Here is a 20,859-nt window from a genome sequence, read left to right on the forward strand (position 1 = left end):
TTCACCTCTAATACCTCTTTATCTCAATCTGATACTTTCTTATCCTGTAGTCAAGTTGACGCAGTGTGTAGCCCAGTAGCCTGGCAGCTCTTGATTTCACATATCCAGCCTTTTCAAGAGCCTTTATTATCTCTTCCCTTTCCGTGCTCTGTATGACCTGGGGCATGTTTCTCGGACCATTATCGTAGAGCCTTGCAAAGAAGTAGGGTGGAAGGTCCACATCCCTTATGAGTCCATCCCTGAGTATAACAAGACGCTCAATGGCATTTTCCAGTTCCCTCACATTTCCATACCATGGATACTCCATGAAAACCTCAATAACTCTGGGGTCAAGGCGGACTTTTTTACCATACCTCTGGTTGAATATTTCCAGAAAGTGGTCCACCAGTATGGGTATGTCCTCCTTTCTCTCCCTCAGGGGTGGTATGTGCACGGGAAGAACATTTAGCCTGTAGTAAAGGTCTTCTCTAAAGTGTCCCTGAGAGACCAGCTCAGGAAGGTTTTTGTTGGTAGCAGATATGATGCGCACATCCACCTTTATGGTCTTTTCACTGCCAAGCCTTTCTATCTCCTTATCCTGAATTACTCTCAGTATCTTGGGCTGAAGGGCAAGGGGCATGTCTCCTATCTCGTCAAGAAACACAGTCCCACCGCTTGCAAGCTCAAACTTTCCCTTCTTTGATGTGTAGGCTCCTGTAAAGGAGCCCTTCTCATATCCAAAGAGCTCTGCCTCAAGCAGGGTTTCCGGTATGGCGCTGCAGTTAATGGTGATGAAGGGCTTTTCCTTCCGTTTGCTCATAAAGTGTATTGCCTTTGCCACAAGGCTTTTGCCCGTCCCGCTCTCTCCTGTTATAAGCACGTTCACATCGGTGCGGGCAACTCTCTCCACAAGGTCAAGCAGGTTTCTTATTATGGGGCTTTTGCCCACTATGCCTTCTACGCTGTATCTCTCGCTGAGAGCCTTTGTGAGAAGCCTCTTTTCTTCTTCCCACTCCTCTCTCTCCTGACTTATTCTCTCATCAAGCTTGTAGAGCATGCCAATCATGGTGCCCATTATCATAAGCAGTTCCACTCCCCTTTCTACGCTCTCCTCCTCAAAGTTTTTGAAAGCTGCAAGAACGCCTATTATCTCACCGCCTACCCTTATGGGAACTGCCACAAAGCCCTCACCAGGCTCAAGCCTTTCTCTCAGACCCGTCTTGTTAAGATAGGCGTTTATCTTTGTATCGGAAAGGAACACAGGCACGCCGTCCTTGTAAACCTTTCCCACAATGCCCTCACCTTTCCTGAAAATACCCCTTTCTGCTTCCTCCTCCGTGAGCCCAAAGGCTTTGACTATCTTGAGGGCTTTCATGTCCTGCCTGTAAAGAGCCACATAACTATGACGCACATCCCAGAAGGAGTAGAGGACCTTGAGCACTTCCTCAAGGCTCTTTGTAAACTCAAGGCCCCTGCTCAATATTTTGGCAACCTCATTGACTATGGTAAGCTCCCTGAGGTTAAGGCTCTTTTCCATCAATGCTCTTCTTTCACCTTGTAGTAAAAGATAAGCACCCCAACCACTATGGCAATGGCTACACCAAACAGGAGCGTCTCAAGAGGCTCTTTCCACTTGACCACGTTCTTGGTGAAGGTGATAGCCAGTATGAGTATAATAACGCTTGCCAGCTTGGCCTTTAGCTGGTCTATGCTCTCAATCTTGAGCCAGTCGGGCACGTTGAGCTTTCCCACAAAAAGCTCATATAGACCCACCGCAAAGATGTAAAGTATGACAGAAAGCAGGTGTATGTCCATGACCGCTATGAACTTGGTGGAGAGTATTGCGGTATCAAGATACTCCGGGTCTGTAAAGACCTTGTAGAGGGTCTCAAGGGAGAGGTAAACTCCGTAAAATCCAAGAAACACCGCACTTATGAAAAGACTAAGGGCTGGTAGAACTGCTATAGCCTTTCCCTTCTCCACAAAGGCCCTTACAAGTCGCTCCATCACTCCACCTCTGAGTTTATTACTATTCTTACTCCCTTCGTTCCCACCTTTGCGGTGGTTGAGCCCACAAGGTCTCCCTTTTTAGGCTCTGCAGTCTCTGACTTGCTCAGCCTTGCAGTTACTATAACATCACCCTCCATAAGCCTGTCGTGGCTCAGTTTGTGCTTTCCTGTTATTTTAAAGTGGTATGGAAAGTGGGGGTTTTTAACCCTCAGCACCGCAAGTGGCATGGGGTTCTGGAGGTCTCTGACGGAGATGATAAGAAACCTCTCTCCCTGAGGGGCCTTATTCTTCAGGCTATCTTCAATAAGAACCTGTCCTTCAATAAACTGCTTTCTGTATTTTTCAAGGGGCACGTCCTTTGGTAACGGCTGGCAGGAGAAGAAAACAAAAGATAGAATGATGATGGCTCCAAACATTTATCTCTATTATAAGGTATGGGGGGGCTTGCGCCCGCAGGGTTTTAAAGAGACCTGCGAAGAAGGTCTTCCCAGTTGGGGTTAAGTGGCACCGTGCCAAGCTCCCTGACCGTTGTCTGCTTGCCCTCCTTTACAGAAACCTGCCAGAGTCTTACCACCTTATTCTGCAGGTCTGCGGTCACAGAGTAGAGGTTTTCCTTGTTTGCAAGGTATCTTGCTATAGCCGGGTCCTCTTGAGCGGCACGCTCCACAAACTTCGGTGCCCATATCCTCAGATGGAAGAAGACCGCTCCGTTGTAGTTGGTATCTGCCAGCCTCCTGAGAGATGCCTTTGTAAGGCTGTAGTTGACCTCTGGGGATGCCTGACCGCCAAAAATCAGGGCAACCGCTTCAGTGGTAGGGTTCAGGTTCTGGGCATCCTCCGGTGCGTTTAGCACGGTAGTGTTCATCTTCCTCTTGCCCTCAGGGTCAAGGTATCCAGAACCAAGGGCACCCACAAGAGAGGAGCATATGGAGGTGTTGTTAGTAAGAACATGGATGCTGTTGAACTTGAGGCTGTTTGCCATAACTCTGCCAAAAGCCTGGCCTGTGTATGACCTGAGAGTGTAGTGGTCTCCCAGAGTTAACTGTTGAGCACCAGCCATGCCAAACATACCAGAGGCAAGCAGTAAGAGGGCAAATTTCCTCATGTGCGCACCTCCTTAAGAGTTTTGTTATTTAATGATATTCTTAATCTGTTAAGAAACTGTTAAGGCTCAGTGAAGTCTGTATAGGTCTCTCAGTATGTTTTCAAATTCCTGAGGCTTTACCACCCTGCAGTAGGGCATGCCAAGGCAGAGTATCCTGCCTGCGTTTCTAAGCACAAAGCCCACATCGTGAGATACCACAACAACAGTTCTGTCCCTTGCGATTTCCTTCAGAACATGTTCTATGTGTTCCTGGGCATGTATATCAAGGCCGGTCATTGGCTCGTCAAGTATTATGAGGTCCGGGTTTGTGGTAAGAGCAAGGGCAAGGAGAACCTTCTGCTGTTCTCCACCGGAGAGCTTTACAAAGGGTCTCTTTAGCAGGTTTTCAAGGTGAAGAAAGGCTATAACCCAACCAACCCTTTCCTTGGGTGCCACTGCCCTGAGAAGCTCCCCCACGTTTCCAGTAAAGGACTTCTCCACAGAGAACCTCTGGGGCACATAGCCGATTCTTTTCCAGTGAGTGAAGCTCTCCAGCCTATCACCGAAAAGTCTTACCTCCCCAGCATGGGGTCTGATAAAGCCCAGTATTATCCTCAGAAGGGTGCTTTTCCCAGCTCCGTTGGGTCCAAGGATGCCAAAGAACTCACCCCTCTCCACATAAAAACTCAGGTCTTCTATAAGAGGCTCCTCTTCCCTGTAGCGAAAGCGTAGATTCCTGACCTCTATTACCTTGTCTGACAATCCAGACCCTCGGAAAGCCTTCTGAGATTTCTCTTCATTATGGAAAAGTAGTCATCCCCCTTTTCCTCGGGAAATAGGGAGGTGTTTATGGGCATGACCCCTGCACCCACCTCCTTCGCTATCCTTCTTGCGAGCCTCTCATCCTGCCCAAGCTCTGCGAATATTACCCTGACCTGAGCCTGTTTTATCCTTTCTATGAGCCTCCTCACCTCAGAGGGCTTTGGCTCTTCCTCTGCATGGACACCCCTGAGACCAACCACCTCAAGCCCGTAATCCCTGCCAAGGTAAGCGGTAGAGAGATGAGTGGTCACCAGAGTTTTACTTTTGCAGGTGGAAAGTGTCCTTCTGTATTCTTCATCAAGGGCACTGAGTCTGTTAATAAGCTCATCAACTCTTTTTCTGTATTGTTCAGAGCCGGCAGGGTCTATGCGGGAAAGAACTCCATGGATATTTCTTACAAGAGGTATGTAAGAGCGTGGTGAGACCCATATGTGGGGGTCGGGGCTTTTACCGGCTTTTATAAATTCAATACCCTTTTCCAGAGGATAAGCTCTTCCCTTCTGCACCCTTTCTGCCAGCCTCTGCTCCCACCTTTCCACTCCAAGATATAGGAAAGCCTCTGCCTTCTGAAGCCTTCTCATGTCGTCGGGCTTTAGCTCGTAGTGGTGTGGGTCAGCCTGTGTCTTTATAAGCACATCCACTTCAAACCTGTCCATCGCTAAATACTTGAGGGGGTAATATATGGGATAGGAGGATGCCAGCAAGTATTCCCTTGCGTATGAAAGGCTTATAAAAAACACCAGGAGCAGTAAGACAACCATAGTATTTTAATTTTAACAGCTTTCTAAACTGCAAAGATAGAGATATATTTTATTAGGTCAAGAGGAAGATAAATGCCCATAAAGGACTACTACCAGACCCTCGGCGTTGCGAGAGGGGCAAGCAAAGAAGAGATAAAAAAAGCCTATAGAAGGCTTGCCAGAGAGTGGCACCCCGATGTAAATCACGACCCTCAAGCAAGTGAACGATTCAGAGAGATTAACGAAGCCTACCATATACTTTCCGACGACCAGAAAAGGCAGGAATACGACCGAATCCTTCAGAGCGGGGATGAGAAAAGATACAGGTATTTTATGGAATACGTGCAGGATTTTCTCGAAAGTATATGGCAGGGCATGAGAAGGGCTCCAAAGCCGAGGAGGGGACAGGACATAAGGCTAAAATTAGACCTTAGCCTTGAAGAGGCAGCCCTCGGGTGCGAGAGGGAGCTGGAATACGACCGCTGGGTAGACTGTCCTGACTGTGAAGGTAAGGGCTACAGGGGAGAGATGGAAAAGGTGGTATGCCATGCCTGCGAAGGGACTGGGAAGAGGGTGAGCGGTATATTTAACTTCCCAAGACCCTGCTCCGTTTGCAAGGGCAGAGGCTACATAATAAAGAACCTCTGCCCAACCTGTGGTGGAAGGGGCAGGGTTGCAAAAAGGAGCAGGGTAAAGGTAAACATACCACCCGGGACTGACGAGGGGGAAGTTTTGAAAGTTTCTGGCTTTGGTCACACGGGCGAGAGGGGTGGGGAAAGCGGAGACCTCTATCTCAGAATAGGCATAAAACCTCATGAGGTCTTTAAAAAGGTGGGTAAAGACCTCTACATGGAAAAGTTCATATCCTTTCCCATGGCAGTTCTTGGGGGAACAATAAAGGTAAAATGGCTTGATGGCAGAGATATTGAAGTTTTCGTCCAGCCCGGAACAGAATGCGGTTCAACCAAGACCTTACTGGGGCATGGCTTTCCTGCAGCTGGGGGGGCTGGCAACCTGGTGATAACCTTCAGAATAGAGGTGCCAAAGGACATAGGTTCAAACCTCAGAAGCCTTCTTGAAAGGCTCGCAAGGGAGCTCAGGGATGAGGGTGTTGATGTAAAGGTCGGGCTTGTGGACAGGCTCAAAAACCTCCTACCCCTTTGAGAGCTTCTTTACTCCAAGATAATCTCCTATGCCAAGCCTGTGCCACAGGAGCTTGAGAAGCTCAAGAAAGACTAGGGCTGTTGTCTGGGCATCATCCATGGCTCTGTGGACTCGCCTGTATTCTATTCCAAAATAGTCTGCAAGGTCTCTGAGAGAATATTTTCTTATGTCTGGAAGTATGTTCTTGGCAAGGTTCAGGGTGCATATGTGAGGGTGTCTGAACCTCTTGCCGTGAAGCTGTCTGTAGTATTTATCAATAAAGGCTATGTCCTTTTCCACCCTGTGAGCCACTATAACACTGTCACCCACAAATCTGAGAAATTTTGGCATGACCTCCTCCATCCTCGGCTTTCCCACAAGCATGGCATTTGTGATACCAGTAAGGTCCGTTATCCTCTGGGGCAGAGGATATCCCGGGTTCACAAGGCTTGAAAACCTCTCCGTTATTACCCCTCCTTCAACTCTCACACAGGCAATCTCAATAACCTCAGACTTTGATGGGTCAACGCCTGTTGCCTCCACATCTATGCTGACAAAGGTGCTTTCAAGGAGAATTTCCTTCATCAGCGAATCTCCTTGACCTTTGGGGCCTCCTCCCTGAGATATTTTGGGTCCACTATGCCCTCAAGCTCATTGCTCTTTTCCTGGGGTTCTGGCTGATTTTCACCGCCACATGCTCCCTCTGTTCCCGCCACAAAAAGCATGGGCTTTGGACAGTTCACCACCACCACACCCTCTGGCACTGGAAAGTCTGAGTATGGATACATGTATGCCGCAAGGGACATATAGTCTATCCATATGGGAAGTGCCACCCTTGCACCAGCCATACCCTTACCCATGCTCCTCTTTATGTCAAAACCTACCCATACACCCGCCACTATATCTGGAGAAAAGCCCACAAACCATGCATCCATGTAATCGTTGGTGGTTCCAGTTTTGCCGGCCACCACTCTCTGGAGAGAGCTTGCGGTGGCCCCTGTTCCCTCAAGCACCACAGCTCTGAGCATATCTACAAGAACCCTCGTCTCCTGAGGGGGGAGCACCTGCTCGCACTTAGGGGAGTTTTCTTCAAGGACGGAGCCATCGGGTGCCACTATTTTTCTTATAAAAAAGGGCTCGCATCTTGTACCAAGGTTTGCAAAGGTCTGAAAGGCAGAGGTAAGCTGAAGCGGCGTTACCTCTATACTGCCAAGAGCCATGGAGTAATAAGGCTTTAGTTCAATACCCAGAAGTCTTCCCACTTCTATTGGCATGTCAAAACCTATGTCAGCAAGGAGGTTTACGGTAGCCGTGTTAATACTCTTTGCCAGAGCAGTTCTCAGGCTAACCTGCCCATACTCTGCGCCCTCGTAGTTGTCTGGCGTCCATTCCTTACCCGTGGATGGGTCGTAAAAGCTTCTCGGGGTTGCATCTATCAGGCTGGCCTGCGTGTAGCCCTTCATGAGGGCTGCAAGGTAGATTATGGGTTTTATGGCAGAACCTGGTTGACGCTTTGCGTATGCTGCCCTGTTGAAGGGGCTTCTGAGGTAAGAGTATCCTCCAACCATGGCCCTTATGGCTCCAGTTTTTACATCAAGGCTTACAAGAGCCCCCTGAAGGTCTGGAAGAAGCTCAGCCCTTATTTCCCTGCTCTTCTTGTCCTGATAAAGCCTCACCAGCACAAAGTCTCCCTTTTCAACAGGGAGGTTTTTCCTCTCCAGCTCAAACTGCTCCTCCCCAAGCTGAACTTTGAGTCTTTCCCCGTTTAGAGAAAGAACTTTGCCAATGTATACCCTTCCTGGCTTTAGTTCCACCTTCTGTTCTTCATACTTCTTTGAAGTCTCGTAGGGGTCCTCTGGAAGGAAAGGCATGCCGTTTGCCCTTGCCACCCTGACAATACCACGCTTTAAAACTTCCCTTGCATGTTCCTGAAGGTCCCTGTCCACGGTGGTGTATACCCTGTAGCCCCCGGCCAGAATAACCTCTCCGTATTTATCTGCAAGATAGTCCTTTACGAAATCAAGGAAGTAATCCATTCCATAGTATCTGTTTTCCAGCCTGACCTTTATGGGCTTTTCAAGCAGTCTCCTATATTCCTCCTCAGTTATGTATCCATCCTCATACATACGACTCAGAACATAGTCCCTTCTTTCTTTTACCCTTTCTGGATTTCTGAAGGGGTTGTAGCGAGTTGGCGCCTTCGGAAGACCTGCAAGTATGGCAGCTTCATCGGTGGTAAGGTCCTTTACCGACTTCCCAAAATATATCCTTGATGCCGCCTCTACGCCGTAGGCACCCTGACCCAGATATATGTAATTGAGATACATCTCCAATATCTGGTCCTTGGTAAAGTGCCTCTCGATTTGCAGAGCAAGAAGCGCCTCTCTTATCTTTCTCTTCAGGCTTCTATCTGGGGTCAGGAAAAGGTTTCTTGCCACCTGCTGGGTTATGGTGGATGCGCCCTGACGAATTTCCATATGCCTTATGTTGGCAAGGGTTGCCCTGACAATAGCCAAGGGGTCAATCCCCGGATGTCTGTAAAAGTTTTTGTCCTCTGCAGCTATGAAGGCCTGCCTCACGTGAGGCGGTATATCCTCCAGGCTAACATAGTATCTCCTCTGAACTGCCACATCGCCGAAGGGTCTGTCCTTAGCATCGTAAACCACAGTGGCCAGGGGTGGCTTCCAGCTCCTTAGAGCTTCCACAGGAGGCAGGTTCGCAGACAGAATGAGAACCACAGCCAGAGAGAGTAAGAGAAAAGCACCAAGAACACTCAGGAGAATAAAAGGAATTTTACGCACTCTAATATATTATAAGCCCAGAATGGTATAATTTTAGCTCCACAGTAAATTAGTGAAAGGAGGTAGTCCATGAACCTTTACGAATACGAAGCCTATGAAAAGGTGTTCAAAAAATACGGGGTGCCAACACCAAGGTATATGTTCGGCGACCATCTGAGCGACGACATTGTAAACTTTATAAACCAGCTTGGTGAATGTGTAATAAAGTCTCAGGTGCTGGTTGGAAAGAGGGGAAAAGCCGGGGCTGTAAAGCTCTGCAAGAACCCCGATGAAGCCATAGAAACCTTTAACGCTCTGCTAAACTACCCCGTCTACGGTGAGATGCCCGTGGGGCTTCTGGTAAGCGAGAAGGCAAACATCCTCAAGGAGCTGTACGCCTCCATAACCTACTCCACGGAAGTGAGGGCTCCGGTCCTTACCCTGAGCCTTGAGGGAGGCATGGACATCGAGGAAGTTCCGCCAGAAAAGGTAAAGAGCTGGGTGATTGACCCCATAAAGGGTCTTTATCCCCACATGGCAAGAAACTACCTCCTTGAGCTGGGCTTTCCCAGCGAATACATGGGCGTTCTCAGGGAGCTTTCTGAAGTCATAGCCAACATGTGGAGAGCCTTCTGGGAATCTGAGGCAAGGCTTTTAGAGATAAACCCCCTCGCCATATGCGAGGTTGGTGGGAAGCAGAAGGTGCTGGCTCTGGATGCGGTGGTTACCATTGATGACGATGCCAGTGTGCCACCGGCAAAGATATACGGAGTAAGGACTGCCATGAAGAGACCTCCCACAGAGAGGGAAATAGAGGCTTCTCTCATAGACAGGGACGACCACAGAGGTAAGGCAGGTTCCTATGTGGAGGTGGACGGTGATATTGCCATGATGACCTTTGGAGGTGGAGGCTCAACGGTGACCATAGAGACCACCTACGCCATGGGCATGAAACCTGCCAACTTTACCGACATAGGAGGAAACCCACCCGCGGAGAAGATGTATAAGATAACCAGGATAATCCTGTCCAAGCCCGGCATAAGGGGGGTTCTCGTGTGCGGTGGAACCGCCAACAACACAAGGATTGATGTAACACTTGGTGAAGGCGTGGCAAACGCTATAAGAGACCTGCACAGAGAAGGTAAGCTCAACCCCAACTGGATATGGGTGGTCCGCAGAAACGGACCTGAGGCCGAGAAGGGTCTGAGGATGCTTTACGAGGCTCTTAAGGAATGTGGAGTTAAGGGTGAGATATACGACTCATCCCTACCCCTTACAGAAGCCCCCATAAGGCTAAAAGAGCTTCTTGACAGGTGTGAGTCAATAGGTAGAGAGTCAAAGGAAGACAGGCACCTCACTGAAGAACAGGCTCAGGATATGGGAATTTGAAAAGTCTGGTGGAGCGGAGGGGACTTGAACCCCCGACCTCCTACACGCCAAGCAGGCGCTCTCCCAACTGAGCTACCGCCCCTACCGTTGAAATATTTTAGTGCACTTTGCCTTTATTGTCAAAGACTTTTTTCTGGACCTCAAGTCTGAGTCTTATGGCCCTTTTTCTCTTTTCCTTTTCCTCCATAAAAACCCTGAAGGCTTCCCTCTTTAAGGTCCTGTAAAGGTCCACCATTGCCATACCTTACCCCCTTTGCACAGATTTGATTTTAATTTATTCCTCCTCACCCGGTCTTTCCACGCCTCTGAACATGTGCCCACAAAAGGGACATTTTTTTGCCCTCCAGTGAACCTCGCTGTAGCAATCTGGACACCTTTTCTTCCCCTTCAGGTAGAGGAAAAGGTTGAAGTGAAGGAATATCTTAGGAAGCATGTAAAGACAGAATATCAGTAGTATAAGGAGCCACGCCTTTATGGGCGTTATCGGGTCATATGCCCTGAGCCATAAGACAGTTGTGCTTATAGAAGATACCCAGAAGGCTATGCGTCTGTCAAGAAAAACCTGAGCAAGAAGCTGCAGAAGGGCCATCCACAGAAAGAACTGAAAGAGGGTATTCTTAAAGAGAGGTTCAAGCACCCTTAGGTCTTCCATTTTTCACAAACCCCCTCAGAAGTATACTAACTAAGAACCCTGGCAGGAAGCCAGAGATACAGAAAATAAGGGATGTGGAACTGCCGAAGGCATAACAGATATAGAGAATAAGGGCAAAAAGCAACAGCTTGATGGGAAGGCTTAAGGTGTAGAGAAGCAAATGACCCTTACCGGCAAGCCTGTAGGTAAACTCCACAAAAACTGACCCCAGGACAAGTCCTGCAACCGTAAACAGCAAAAGCCTTTCCACAATATAATTTTAACCCTATGCTGAAGCTCATATTCCTCCAGGAGGGTGCAGACCTTGACGCCCTATCCTCCGCTTACGGGGTTATGCTTCTGTATGAGGATGCCTACCTTTTCAGACCTGCCTACCTTTCCAAAAGGGCCAGTGAGGTGCTCAGCTACTTCAAAGCTAGGTTCAGAATTCTGGAAGAGGTTCCTGAAAAATTTGACCTTGTTCTTGTGGACAGCCACAGCTATGAGGACTATCTGCAGAGGTTCGGTGAAAGAGTTGGGGAAATACGCATATACGACCACCACCCATCTGCACCACAGGGCTTTGAGGGGAAAGTGGACATGGTGGGGAGCTGCACAACCCTCCTAGTGGAGGAAATAATTCAGAAGGGGGTGGATATAGACCCTGAGTCCGCCACCATACTTGCCCTGGGCATTTACGAGGATACGGGAATGCTTACCTATGAGGGGACCACGCACAGGGATGCAAGGGCTGTGGAATGGCTGCTGAGGAAAGGGCTGAATCTGAGCCTGCTCAGAAAGTTTCTGAGTGGTGGTATAAGTAAGGAGCACATAGACCTCCTTTCAGAGCACTTAGTCAGCCTTGAAAGCCTATTTCTGAAGGGCAAAAGGGTTAGCCTCGTGGTGCTGAGAATGGAAGAATACAGACCGGATGTATTGAGTCTTCTGTATGAACTCAGGGACATAAGGGAATCCTCCGCTTTTTTTGTGATAGTGGAAGCTGGGGGGAAAACTTACCTCTTTGGACGAGCTCTTAAGGATGAGTTTGATGTCTCTGAAGTGTTCACCAAGCTTGGGGGTGGAGGACATGAGTTTGCCAGCGCAGCAAAGTTTGAAGGGCTTTCTGGAGAAAGGCTAAAAAGTATACTGGAAGCCCTGCTCAAGGGCGAAAGGGTTCCTCTCAGGGTGGAGCAAATTATGAGCTACCCACCTTTTCTTCTTCATGAAGATATGGAAGCAGGTCTTGCGCTTCTTGAGCTCACGCAGAGGAATTTTGCGGGTGCTCCTGTGCTAAACGACGAGGGCAGGCTGGTAGGTGTGGTATACAAAAAGAACCTTCTGAAGGCACAGAAACATGGCGTGGGAGGCAGGGTAAAGGATTTCATGCTGGAGGAGTTTCATACCCTGACCCCGGAAAACTTTGTGTGGGAGGCAGAAGAGCTCCTTTCCAGATATGGAGAAAAGCTTATACCTGTGGTTTCTGAAGGTAGGGTTGTGGGAGTGGTAACGAGGCTTGACCTCCTCCACGCTTACAGAAGGCATATGGAAGCGGTAAAGGCCTACGAAAGAAGGCTTCATGTTCCGGAAGGGTTGAGACCCCTTCTGGAGAGGATAGGAGAGAGGGCAAGTGAGCTGGGCTACAGGGTTTATCTCGTGGGAGGCGTTGTGAGAGACCTTCTCATGAAGAGAAACATATGGGACATGGACTTTGTGGTTGAAGGGGATGCGGTAAAGCTCGCAGAAAGGCTGGCAGAGGAATGGGGCGTGGACTGCCATGCCTTTCCCGAGTTCGGAACAGCTCATATGAAGGTGGAGGGCTACAAGTTAGAGTTTGCCACCACGAGGAGGGAAACCTACCCCCATCCCGGCTCTTATCCACTGGTAGAGTGGGCCACTCTCAGAGAAGACCTTCTCAGAAGAGACTTTACTATAAATGCCATGGCACTGTCCATAAATCCAGAGGATTTTGGCACGCTCATAGACTACTTTGGAGGTCTCAGGGACCTCAAGGACAAAATAATAAGGGTTCTGCATCCCATGAGCTTTGTGGAGGACCCGGTAAGAATTCTCAGAGCCCTGAGGTTTGCCGGAAGGTTTGATTTCAAACTATCAAAGGGCACGGAAAAGCTCTTGAAAAGCGCAGTGAGTATGGAGCTCCTCAAGAGGGCTCCGAGGGGGAGATTGCTTAACGAACTCAGACTTGCTCTTAGAGAGGAAAGGCTTCTGGAAATCCTGAGGCTATACAGGAAGCACAGGGTGCTCGAACAGGTCATAGAGGGCTTCGAATTCAGACAGGACATGGAAACGAATCTTGAAAGGCTGAAAGAGCTCCTTAGCTGGCACAAGATAGAGTTCCCTCAGGAAAAAATAGACTACGGGTGGGTGTATTTCCTTCTGCTCATAAAAGACTTAAAGGTAGATACGGCGGAAAGGCTACTCAAAGAGATAAGTGCGCCCTCCTGGGTAAGAGAAAGCTACAAACTTGTAAGAGAGAGTCTTCACCATATGATAAATGCACTGCAGAAATCCACCAGGAATTCGGAGATATACCTTATACTCAAAGGCAAGCCCCTCGCCTTTCTCCTTATTCTGATGCTTTATCAAAAAGAGAGGGTGAAGCTCTATCTGGAAAAGCTCAGATGGATAAAGGTTGAGCCTGAAAAGTTCAGTGGACTTGAGGGCAGAAAGCTGGGGCAAGCAATAGAAGAGGAAAAGCTCCGTCTAATGGACAGCTTACTCCTCCGCTAAATAGCTGAATATGGCTTCTATTATGGAAAGCAGTATGGATATGACATTCGCCGCAAGGGCACCAATGGCAAGACTGACAGCCTCCTGAACATCTCCCAGAAAGAATATGAAGGCTGCAGGCACAAGGTGAAGGTCTGCCACAAGGCTCGCAGCGGTCATCTCAGTAGCAAGAATCTTACCCTCACCAAGCTTCAGTATTGTAGCCGTCAGGTTTGCGATAACGGTTATCACAAGCTCGTAGGGGTTTGGGTTAAATATAAAGCTCAGGTTTGTGGTGAGAGCCATGAGAAGGAAAAGGTCTGTCATGATTTTCTTCAGCCTCATCTCAGCACCTCCCTGTAGAATCCCATAGCCTTGCGTATGTTGGAAGGCTTACCCAGCAGGAGCAGAGTATCACCTCCCTCTATCTGAGTATCCCCAGAAACTGTAAGGTCAAGGCTTCCGTCAGACCTCCTTATACCTATGACTGTGACGCCATAGACCCTCCTGAGGTCTATTTCCTTCAGCTTTTTACCTACAAGAGGACTGTTCTCCTGAACTGCAAGCTCCACTATCTCAAGCTCTGCCTCCTCACCGTAGGCAATCCTGTCAAAGAGGTCGGAAACGTATCCTCCCGCCTCATGGAGCATGTAGGAGAATATCCTGTTTGCTATAAGCTTGTCAGGAACTATTACCTTATTGGCGCCGAGCTCCTCCAGTTTTTGTGCAGTGCCATCTGTGGGTGCTGTGGAGTATATAAGGAGCCTCTCTCTGTCTGGCACGAGAAGTCTTGCTGTGGCAATAACCGCTATGTTCTTGGCTTCGTCCTCCATGTTGGCTATCAGATACCTTGCCCTTTCTATTCCTGCAGAATTGAGGGCAGTCTTTTTAAAGGGTTCCTCTGTTATGAAATACTTAATGTTATGAAGCTGCATATACTTTAGAGCTTCTTCCCTCGCGTCTATGACTACAAATTCAACCTTTCTCTTGCGCAGTGCCTCCACAAGCCACGCAGAGGTCTTATTGTATCCACATATGATGGCATGCTCTCTGAGCTTTTCAATGTCTGCAAGCATCCTTATGTATTTTATTAGGTTGAGCACATCACCCACAAGGAAAAGCCTTATGATTACCGTCACCGACGTGGTAAAAACACCTATACCCATAAGGGCGAGGAAGGTTGTAAAAATCCTGCCAAGGGGTGTGTCAGTGCCTTTGGCTATTTCACCAAAGCCTATTGTTCCTATGGTTATAACTGTCATGTATATGGAGTCTATAAAGTTTCCACCTGAAAGTATCATGTAGCCTAAGGTTCCCACACTCAGGGAAAAGTGAAGCAGCAGGAGTGGTATTCTGAGCTCCCTGAGGGACTCAATCAGTCTGCTCTGATAGATATCTATAAGCAACTTCTCTCTCTTCTTCTTTGCTCTGAGCTTTCTCTTTATGTGCAATATTTTCCTTGACAGCTTTGGCATATGCAGTTATATTTTATTAGAGTTCCCTTAGGGGGCGAATGGGTTCGACGGGAACTGTAGGACAGGGTTGCAGGCAGGGTGGCAACCTCAACAGCCAAACCAAACACTTCCCGAAAGGGAACTTGCACTCGCTGCCTAACTGAGGCAGTGGCCCTCCCATAGCTTGACCCCTGGGCAATGGGAAGGGCTCAGAGACAGGGGCGTAGGCTCGGGATGGTGCAGGGCTTACCCCGGGCTGAAATCAAGACCCTGCTCGCCCAATGGGAGTCTGCCAGTGGACGCCCATGGGTCAGAGGCAAAACACTGGATAAGCCTGTAGAGGCTCTGGTTTCTGAAGGTTCTCGGACGCGGGTTCGATTCCCGCCGCCTCCACCAAAAACTAACTTGCCTTTGCCCCTTCTCTCACATCCCTGTCGGGAACTATAAGAGATAGCCTTTCACCGTCGGACAGAGCAAGCACCATTCCTTGAGACTCCACACCAAAAATCTTACGGGGTTTGAGATTGGCCAGCATGAGGATTTTCTTGCCTACAAGCTCCTCCGGGCTGTAATGCTTTGCTATGCCCGCCATAAGTGTTCTCTCTTCATCTCCGAGGGAAACCCGAAGTCTCAAGAGCTTTTCTGAGCCTTCTACCTTTTCTGCGGAAAGCACCCTTGCAAGCCTTATGTCCAGTTTAAGAAAGTCCTCTATACTCACAAGTTCCATGCCTATACAATTTTATCATCTCCGGGCAGGTGTTTTATAAACTCAAGCATTTCATACAGCAATGGGCTCAGAGCAAAGGTGTATATCCTTCGGCTGTGTAGATGGTCTTCTCTGTCTATTCTCAGGTATGTGTTTCTCTCCTTTGACCAGAGGTTCAGCTTTGCGTAGGCCACATGGGCTGCCTCACTTTCAAACATGGAAAGGGCTATCAGAGTGAAGAGGAAGAGGTTTTTACGCTCCGAGTATACTTCTTCCCTGTCCCAGCCTATCTTTTCTGTAAAGAAGAGCTGGAAGGCAGGGTGGTAAAAGTCCTCTTCTCTCTGAGGTCTTGAAGGCTTTATGCCTATTACAGCTGCGTCCTCTTCCATGTGAATTCCGAGCCCCTCTATCAGTTTTCTGAATTGCTGTGTGTATATTACAAGACATCCCTCCTCTTCCTTCTTTGACAGATAGGCGGTTTTGAGCTCCTTGTATCTCAGGCTGAGCAGTTTTCCCTGATAGTCTGCGTGGCTGGCAAGCCTGTCGTATAGCCCTTTCAGATAGGAGTCCTTCAGAGAGCTTATAAAGCAAAACCTCACCTCTTTTTCCTCAAGCCCTTCTCTGACAAACCTCTCCAGCTCCTGAGCATCCTCGTTGTATCCACCTCCCATAAGGAGAAACTTGTTTTCTACCTCCACCGTGGCCGATTTGCCCTCCACCCGCACCCTGTAAACTTCATAGAGACCGTGCCTGATACCAGATTCCTTCTCTCCCTGTGCGTAGAAAAAGGCAGAAGAAGGCTTTTCCAGCACTGCGTATATGGTTACTCTCTCCGGAAGGCTAAAGCCGTCAAAGTCAAACTTCAGCACTTTAGCATCCTTATACAGGCTTATGAGCAGGTTTTTCTTGGCTGTTTCTTTCTGGTTATTATTGCGCAGTTTGTTCAGGGTCCTTCTTGTTACGGTCTGAACCGGGAGCCCGAAGTAGTCGTATAAAAAGCTGACTGCGTTCCAGAATTCATACATCTCTCCCTCTTCCAGCTCTGTGTTCAGCAGTATCAGCACTCCCCTGAAGCTCTCGTGGTCTTTCTCTATCTGTCTCTGAAGGCTGATAAGCCTTGCACAGAAGTGGAGAAGAGAGTAGAGCAGTTTTGTTGATTCTATATGTCTCAGGGGTCTGCCCTTCTGGGCTGTGCCCTTTATCAGGGAAATAAAGTCTTGACCGCCAAAGAGCCTCTCAAGGGAATACTTGCCCACTATACTCACACTCACCCCCTGAGCAAAACTGAAGGTCTTCAGCTCCCTTTCCAGAAGGTCTATGTCCTCCTGACTTATCTCCGCCTCGTGGAAAAGATACAGTTCTATATTCTTATTCGGGACGAGATACTCACCAAAACTCACCCATACCTTTGATGGGGTATCTTCCTTTATGAGCACCTGTGCAGACAGCTTACTGCTCTCACCCATCAGTGCCTTCTTGAGAAAGAGTTTCCAGTCCTGCTGAAGGGCTTTGAGGGTATCGGGACTGAGTGCCCTCTCCAGCAAGCTCTTAGTATCCTCAAGGCTTTTGCCCAGATCCTGCATGTATTCAGAGAGGTCTTCGTAGAGCTTTTCATCCTTGAGTTTCTCTTCTATTTCCTGCCAAAGCCCAAGGCGGGTTTCCTCTCTTCTTTCAAAAAGGCTCGCCCTTGATACTATCTTGGAATTTCCAAGGTGGTCAAAGTAGAGGGGCAGAAGGTAGAAAAAGAGCCTTCTAAAAGAATACACGTCCCAGGGTTGTAGGTAGAACCCTTCTATCTGGCCTATGGTATCCATCACCTCCTGAAGGTATTGCCTTACAATATCTGAACCGCTGAGCTCCAGCCACACCTGCAAAAGGTCTTTTCTCATCTGCCATTCTACTTCTCTGCTGAGCTCCACATCCTCATAACCCCTTATCCTCATAAAGACCACCCCACTCTTTCTATCAAGGTCTGAAGGATTGCCAACCCTGAGGTCTTCCACCAGAAACCTCCTGCCCTCGCTGTGCCTGTAAAAGCTCTTTCTGTCTTTCCCATACTTTACGAGCCTGAAGGGCTTTCTCCAGCGGTTTACCACCGACCTGCTGTAGATGGCTCTGCCGGGCACTCTGTAGTCCGCCTTTTCAAGGGCGGAGTTGAAGCCATCATAGTTAACCTTTCTGTTTATCAGTCCGTGCATGAGGTTTGCAAGGTTTTGAAGATAGGGCTCGTGGCGGTTGTAAAAAAGCCCTGCACAGATAAAGCTCTCACCCCCAACGGGCTCTGCCTTTGCAAAGCGGTCAAACCTCTCTTCCCACCCTCTGGCTATAAACTCCTGCATCTTTCCCCTCCAGAAGTTTATGCAAAAATTCCACCGGAAACCTTGCAAACCTCCCAGTGAGGACCTCCACGTAGGGGTAGTCCTCTCCGAGGGGTATGACTGCGTATTCATCTGGTGAGCTGTCGCTCACAAGACATCGGGTCTTCAGGTCAAGCCCACCCCCCAGCACAAGGGCACCACCCCTCCCAACCCTTTTGCCTACCCTGAAGCTCAGAGCGCTTTCCACTCCCCTTTTCAGCACGTGTCTTACAAAGACTAGGGCGTAAACTGGCAGAAGAAAAGTGGTGGCGTATTTTCTGAGACTGTCTGTGTTCTCCACAAAGTCTCTGACCCTTTCTGACTTCTCCTCGTCATGCCCCCTGAGAATGCCCTCAATTTCTTTTAGCATAGCCAGAAGAGCTCTTCTCTTTTCGTTGTCAAACTTTACGCTGACCTGCCCCTCCACAAGCAGGTAAGGATGGTAGTATCGGTATCTGCCACTTTCTGGGTCTTCTGGCACATCGTTGGTGGAAAAGTAAACCGCAGAGGACAGAAGGTGCATAAAGTTAAGAATTTTCCACGCTCCCTCTGGGTTCCTTTTGTTCTCCATCAGGTATACATCCTCAAGGAAGGTTTTTATGCTTTCCAGCTCGGAAACCCTGTTTGCCCTGTAGTGGCTTCTGTGCTGGGCTGGCACGGGTATAAGCACCTCTCCCTCCGGTGCCTTTACAAACTGCTCCACTATCTTGCCCACCACCTGGTCAAGGATGAGCCGCTGGTTTATCTGCTCTCTTCTGTAAATTAGCTGGATGAGCTCTCTGTCCCTGAAGTCCACAAGTGACTCTATGTGGTCAATTACATAATCCTTTTCCTTGGGTATAACATACAGTAGGTGCAGGTGCTTGGGTCTTTTTTCTGTTTCCTCATCACCCCTTGCCCTTGATATTGCCTGAAGTATCTCCACAAGGTTCTGCTCTATGCCCCAGTCTGTCACCAGTATGTATATGTGGTTTACGGGCTTGTGGGGTCTGCTAAAGTCCAATCCTCTTGAAACGGAGGAAGTGCCCAGTATAACGTCCTGAGAGCCCTCATTTATGTCCCTTGGGCTCTTTTTTGAGCTGGCTGTGGCGATGAGGGTGGTGAGCCCCTCCTTTTCAAGGTGGTGCGACAGCTCCACTATCTGTCCTTTGTCCTGCAAAAACAGAAAGCCCGTGCTGTTTCTGTCAAGGGTTGCCTTCAGGTATTTCACCACCTGCTTTATAAGCTCCTCCTCCTTCTCTACCCAGAGGAAGAACCTCCTGTGCAGTATGAGCTCCCCTGCCGGATAGCCATGCTTTGCGTGTATCTCCAGAGGAATGCCGTTTATATCCAGATAGAGGCTTTCCTCAAAAGGAGATAGCACAATGGAATCTGGAATGACCTCGTGCTCTCTGAACTCCTCCAGCAGTCTTTTCAAAAGGTGCGGGGAGTAACCGTTGGCATCAAAAAGGTAAAGGTTTGCCCTTCCGCCCGCCCTATTTACCTTCTGCAAGAACTCAAGCATCCCACTTATGGCATACAGGCCGTTTCTGTAGCCAAAGAACTCATCAAGTATCACGTGTATGTGCCATCTTTTCAGAAAGACGGGGTTGAGGATCTTGGGGTCAATAAGATGCCTGATGGTTTCCCCCGTATCCGTGTCCGTGTTTGCCTGCTGGGTAACAAAGGCCCATATCTGGTTGTAAAGACCTTTTTGTCTGTATTCTGCTATCTTCTCCACCGTCCTTTTTATTATGCCCTCGCTTGATTGCGTGTCTTCAAAGCTGTCGCCTGAGTGTCTGAGGAGTTTTTGTCCGCTGGGCTTTCTCCTCTCCCTTATGATTCCAATATCCTCTCTGCCAGAGGCTTTTACCTTTTCCATTTCCTTGTCTATGAGTCTGAGCCTGCTTGCCATGTATATGACAAGGTGCTTGCCCTCCGCCCTGAGGAGATAGTCTCTTATGGTGGAGGTCTTTCCACTGCCAGCAGAGTGAAGCAGGCATATGGCTTTGCAGGGCTCCTCCCTCCTGATAAACTCCGGGAGCTTCTGCCCTACATCCTGCCTGCAGAGGTTTATGGAGTCTGGCTTTATTGACCTTACCCACCTCTGTCTTGCCTCAACTTCTCGCTCCAGCTCCTCTATTTGAAGCCTCAGCTTCTTCAGAACCCTTTCCCTCTTTCCGACCACCTTCTCAAAGCTGTCATCCAGCATGTCATACGGGCATTCTTTATCCTTGAGGCTTCTGTATATTTCTCTTACACTGTCTCTGAAAGGCTCAAGTTCATATGCAGTCTCCTTTTCTACATAAAACCTCACTCTGAGAGGCTCAGAGGCCGGATATATGAGCTCAAGCACCACCTCCCTGAGGTTCTGTGGCTTTTTCTCTATCAGGTAATCGGTCGCATAACACAGAAGCTGGGCAAAGCCCTTTACTTCCACAAACACACATCTTAGCTCCTCAAGAGCCCTCCTCTGCTCGGTAAAGGCCCTCAAAAACTCCACAAAGTTCAGCTCGCCTACCGACAGGTTTACGGGCACTCCGTAGTTTATAACCGGTATGCGTGGCAACTGATTTTCATCCTTTGACCTGCCTGTTTCAAAGACCCTCTTTATCCAGAATACAAAACCTGCCAGCTTGAAGTCCACTACATAGAAGGTTTTTTCTTTTATAAAGAGCAGGTCTGCATTCTGCCAGACTATATCTCCCGATTCCTCCCCCATGTGATACTTCTCCAGCAGGGCTCCCTCCTTATCCATGCCGTAGAGCCTGCCGGCATAGTATCCATGCAGATACGCAAGCTTTGCGTATTTTTCCTCTGCCACGTGCTCGTCTATGTATGTTCCCAGCCTCTCCCACTCCTGAAGGGGCTTTTCAAGCTCAGAAACCAGCTCCTCCCTGAGGGATTCTCTGAGTTTCTCAAAGAGGCTCTTCCTGAACCCCTCAGCCCGCTCTGGGGCTATCTTCTGTAGAAGCCCCAGCTTGAAAGCTCCCTCAAAAACAAAACCTAAACCGCTTAAAAACTCCCTCATCTCCTTAAATCAGTATAAACTCCCCTG

At 48.7% G+C, this 20,859-nt stretch carries 19 protein-coding genes, 1 tRNA gene and 1 other RNA gene; 4 read left to right on the forward strand and 17 right to left on the reverse strand.

The features are described from left to right. Positions 1-7 precede the first annotated feature (7 nt). From WHS43_01195 to WHS43_01220, 6 genes are all read right to left on the reverse strand, one after another. A complete protein-coding gene (locus WHS43_01195) occupies positions 8-1,516 on the reverse strand; it encodes a sigma 54-interacting transcriptional regulator (GenBank protein MEJ5338256.1) in 1,509 nt (502 codons plus the stop codon). After that, complete coding sequence (locus WHS43_01200; protein ID MEJ5338257.1) at positions 1,516-1,986, reverse strand: YqhA family protein; 471 nt, start codon at positions 1,984-1,986, stop codon at positions 1,516-1,518. The genes WHS43_01195 and WHS43_01200 overlap by 1 nt, the downstream gene beginning before the upstream one ends. After that, the gene (locus WHS43_01205; GenBank protein MEJ5338258.1) at positions 1,986-2,405 is read right to left on the reverse strand and encodes a hypothetical protein; all 420 of its coding nucleotides are present in this window, start codon (positions 2,403-2,405) and stop codon (positions 1,986-1,988) included. Before WHS43_01205 ends, WHS43_01200 begins: the two co-directional genes overlap by 1 nt. Positions 2,406-2,449: 44 nt before the next feature. Continuing rightward, on the reverse strand, positions 2,450-3,094 hold the full coding sequence (locus WHS43_01210) for a hypothetical protein (GenBank protein MEJ5338259.1): 645 nt from the start codon (positions 3,092-3,094) through the stop codon (positions 2,450-2,452). Between the two features lie 66 nt (positions 3,095-3,160). Further along, on the reverse strand, positions 3,161-3,835 hold the full coding sequence (locus tag WHS43_01215) for a metal ABC transporter ATP-binding protein (protein ID MEJ5338260.1): 675 nt from the start codon (positions 3,833-3,835) through the stop codon (positions 3,161-3,163). Continuing rightward, a complete protein-coding gene (locus WHS43_01220; protein ID MEJ5338261.1) occupies positions 3,820-4,656 on the reverse strand; it encodes a metal ABC transporter substrate-binding protein in 837 nt (278 codons plus the stop codon). The genes WHS43_01215 and WHS43_01220 overlap by 16 nt, the downstream gene beginning before the upstream one ends. Positions 4,657-4,728: 72 nt before the next feature. On the opposite strand from WHS43_01220, the gene WHS43_01225 reads away from it, so the two are divergent. Further along, complete coding sequence (locus WHS43_01225) at positions 4,729-5,799, forward strand: DnaJ C-terminal domain-containing protein (GenBank protein MEJ5338262.1); 1,071 nt, start codon at positions 4,729-4,731, stop codon at positions 5,797-5,799. On the opposite strand, the gene WHS43_01230 is transcribed toward WHS43_01225, so the two are convergent. Together WHS43_01230 and WHS43_01235 are read right to left on the reverse strand one after the other, a co-directional pair. After that, a complete protein-coding gene (locus tag WHS43_01230; GenBank protein MEJ5338263.1) occupies positions 5,788-6,363 on the reverse strand; it encodes a 3'-5' exonuclease in 576 nt (191 codons plus the stop codon). The genes WHS43_01225 and WHS43_01230 overlap by 12 nt on opposite strands. Next, positions 6,363-8,579 (reverse strand): PBP1A family penicillin-binding protein, encoded by a 2,217-nt coding sequence (locus WHS43_01235; protein ID MEJ5338264.1) that lies wholly within the window; start codon positions 8,577-8,579, stop codon positions 6,363-6,365. Before WHS43_01235 ends, WHS43_01230 begins: the two co-directional genes overlap by 1 nt. 69 nt (positions 8,580-8,648) lie before the next feature. Here WHS43_01235 and WHS43_01240 point away from each other — a divergent pair, with 69 nt between their 5' ends. Further along, positions 8,649-9,947 carry a succinate--CoA ligase subunit beta gene (locus WHS43_01240; GenBank protein ID MEJ5338265.1) on the forward strand — a complete coding sequence of 433 codons (1,299 nt, stop codon included), beginning with the start codon at positions 8,649-8,651 and terminating at the stop codon, positions 9,945-9,947. A 6-nt stretch (positions 9,948-9,953) separates the two neighbouring features. Here the strand turns inward: WHS43_01240 and WHS43_01245 are convergent. From WHS43_01245 to WHS43_01260, 4 genes are all read right to left on the reverse strand, one after another. Next, positions 9,954-10,029: transfer RNA gene (locus WHS43_01245), tRNA-Ala, on the reverse strand. Between the two features lie 15 nt (positions 10,030-10,044). Continuing rightward, positions 10,045-10,188 carry a hypothetical protein gene (locus WHS43_01250; GenBank protein MEJ5338266.1) on the reverse strand — a complete coding sequence of 48 codons (144 nt, stop codon included), beginning with the start codon at positions 10,186-10,188 and terminating at the stop codon, positions 10,045-10,047. Positions 10,189-10,221: 33 nt separating this feature from the next. Then, the gene (locus tag WHS43_01255) at positions 10,222-10,599 is read right to left on the reverse strand and encodes a hypothetical protein (protein ID MEJ5338267.1); all 378 of its coding nucleotides are present in this window, start codon (positions 10,597-10,599) and stop codon (positions 10,222-10,224) included. Beyond that, positions 10,577-10,849 carry a hypothetical protein gene (locus WHS43_01260; GenBank protein MEJ5338268.1) on the reverse strand — a complete coding sequence of 91 codons (273 nt, stop codon included), beginning with the start codon at positions 10,847-10,849 and terminating at the stop codon, positions 10,577-10,579. The genes WHS43_01255 and WHS43_01260 overlap by 23 nt, the downstream gene beginning before the upstream one ends. Positions 10,850-10,866: 17 nt before the next feature. On the opposite strand from WHS43_01260, the gene WHS43_01265 reads away from it, so the two are divergent. Further along, positions 10,867-13,326: a CBS domain-containing protein gene (locus WHS43_01265; GenBank protein ID MEJ5338269.1), complete on the forward strand. Its 2,460-nt coding sequence runs from the start codon at positions 10,867-10,869 to the stop codon at positions 13,324-13,326. On the opposite strand, the gene WHS43_01270 is transcribed toward WHS43_01265, so the two are convergent. Together WHS43_01270 and WHS43_01275 are read right to left on the reverse strand one after the other, a co-directional pair. Further along, a complete protein-coding gene (locus WHS43_01270) occupies positions 13,312-13,650 on the reverse strand; it encodes a DUF6394 family protein (GenBank protein ID MEJ5338270.1) in 339 nt (112 codons plus the stop codon). The two genes, WHS43_01265 and WHS43_01270, sit on opposite strands and share 15 nt — an antisense overlap. After that, positions 13,647-14,780: an NAD-binding protein gene (locus tag WHS43_01275; GenBank protein MEJ5338271.1), complete on the reverse strand. Its 1,134-nt coding sequence runs from the start codon at positions 14,778-14,780 to the stop codon at positions 13,647-13,649. Before WHS43_01275 ends, WHS43_01270 begins: the two co-directional genes overlap by 4 nt. Positions 14,781-14,810: 30 nt before the next feature. On the opposite strand from WHS43_01275, the gene ssrA reads away from it, so the two are divergent. After that, positions 14,811-15,155: a transfer-messenger RNA gene (gene ssrA / locus WHS43_01280) on the forward strand. A gap of 4 nt (positions 15,156-15,159) precedes the next feature. Here the strand turns inward: ssrA and metG are convergent. The 3 genes from metG to WHS43_01295 are packed head-to-tail and all read right to left on the reverse strand — an operon-like array spanning position 15,160 to position 20,832. Next, positions 15,160-15,486, reverse strand: coding sequence for a methionine--tRNA ligase subunit beta (gene metG / locus WHS43_01285; protein ID MEJ5338272.1), 327 nt, complete (start codon positions 15,484-15,486; stop codon positions 15,160-15,162). 2 nt (positions 15,487-15,488) lie between these two features. Then, positions 15,489-17,804 (reverse strand): hypothetical protein, encoded by a 2,316-nt coding sequence (locus tag WHS43_01290; protein ID MEJ5338273.1) that lies wholly within the window; start codon positions 17,802-17,804, stop codon positions 15,489-15,491. Then, complete coding sequence (locus tag WHS43_01295; protein MEJ5338274.1) at positions 17,764-20,832, reverse strand: hypothetical protein; 3,069 nt, start codon at positions 20,830-20,832, stop codon at positions 17,764-17,766. The genes WHS43_01290 and WHS43_01295 overlap by 41 nt, the downstream gene beginning before the upstream one ends. Positions 20,833-20,859: the final 27 nt, after the last annotated feature.

This window comes from Aquificaceae bacterium (assembly GCA_037481935.1).
GTDB lineage: Bacteria > Aquificota > Aquificia > Aquificales > Aquificaceae > Pampinifervens.

What these genes read in the sequence shown, in the direction of transcription:
- WHS43_01195 (MEJ5338256.1), bottom strand. Translation starts at nt 1,516, where the DNA reads ATGGAAAAGAGCCTTAACCTCAGGGAGCTTACCATAGTCAATGAGGTT.
- WHS43_01200 (MEJ5338257.1), bottom strand. Translation starts at nt 1,986, where the DNA reads ATGGAGCGACTTGTAAGGGCCTTTGTGGAGAAGGGAAAGGCTATAGCA.
- WHS43_01205 (MEJ5338258.1), bottom strand. Translation starts at nt 2,405, where the DNA reads ATGTTTGGAGCCATCATCATTCTATCTTTTGTTTTCTTCTCCTGCCAG.
- WHS43_01210 (MEJ5338259.1), bottom strand. Translation starts at nt 3,094, where the DNA reads ATGAGGAAATTTGCCCTCTTACTGCTTGCCTCTGGTATGTTTGGCATG.
- WHS43_01220 (MEJ5338261.1), bottom strand. Translation starts at nt 4,656, where the DNA reads ATGGTTGTCTTACTGCTCCTGGTGTTTTTTATAAGCCTTTCATACGCA.
- WHS43_01225 (MEJ5338262.1), top strand. Translation starts at nt 4,729, where the DNA reads ATGCCCATAAAGGACTACTACCAGACCCTCGGCGTTGCGAGAGGGGCA.
- WHS43_01230 (MEJ5338263.1), bottom strand. Translation starts at nt 6,363, where the DNA reads ATGAAGGAAATTCTCCTTGAAAGCACCTTTGTCAGCATAGATGTGGAG.
- WHS43_01240 (MEJ5338265.1), top strand. Translation starts at nt 8,649, where the DNA reads ATGAACCTTTACGAATACGAAGCCTATGAAAAGGTGTTCAAAAAATAC.
- WHS43_01250 (MEJ5338266.1), bottom strand. Translation starts at nt 10,188, where the DNA reads ATGGCAATGGTGGACCTTTACAGGACCTTAAAGAGGGAAGCCTTCAGG.
- WHS43_01255 (MEJ5338267.1), bottom strand. Translation starts at nt 10,599, where the DNA reads ATGGAAGACCTAAGGGTGCTTGAACCTCTCTTTAAGAATACCCTCTTT.
- WHS43_01265 (MEJ5338269.1), top strand. Translation starts at nt 10,867, where the DNA reads ATGCTGAAGCTCATATTCCTCCAGGAGGGTGCAGACCTTGACGCCCTA.
- WHS43_01270 (MEJ5338270.1), bottom strand. Translation starts at nt 13,650, where the DNA reads ATGAGGCTGAAGAAAATCATGACAGACCTTTTCCTTCTCATGGCTCTC.
- WHS43_01275 (MEJ5338271.1), bottom strand. Translation starts at nt 14,780, where the DNA reads ATGCCAAAGCTGTCAAGGAAAATATTGCACATAAAGAGAAAGCTCAGA.
- metG (MEJ5338272.1), bottom strand. Translation starts at nt 15,486, where the DNA reads ATGGAACTTGTGAGTATAGAGGACTTTCTTAAACTGGACATAAGGCTT.
- WHS43_01290 (MEJ5338273.1), bottom strand. Translation starts at nt 17,804, where the DNA reads ATGCAGGAGTTTATAGCCAGAGGGTGGGAAGAGAGGTTTGACCGCTTT.
- WHS43_01295 (MEJ5338274.1), bottom strand. Translation starts at nt 20,832, where the DNA reads ATGAGGGAGTTTTTAAGCGGTTTAGGTTTTGTTTTTGAGGGAGCTTTC.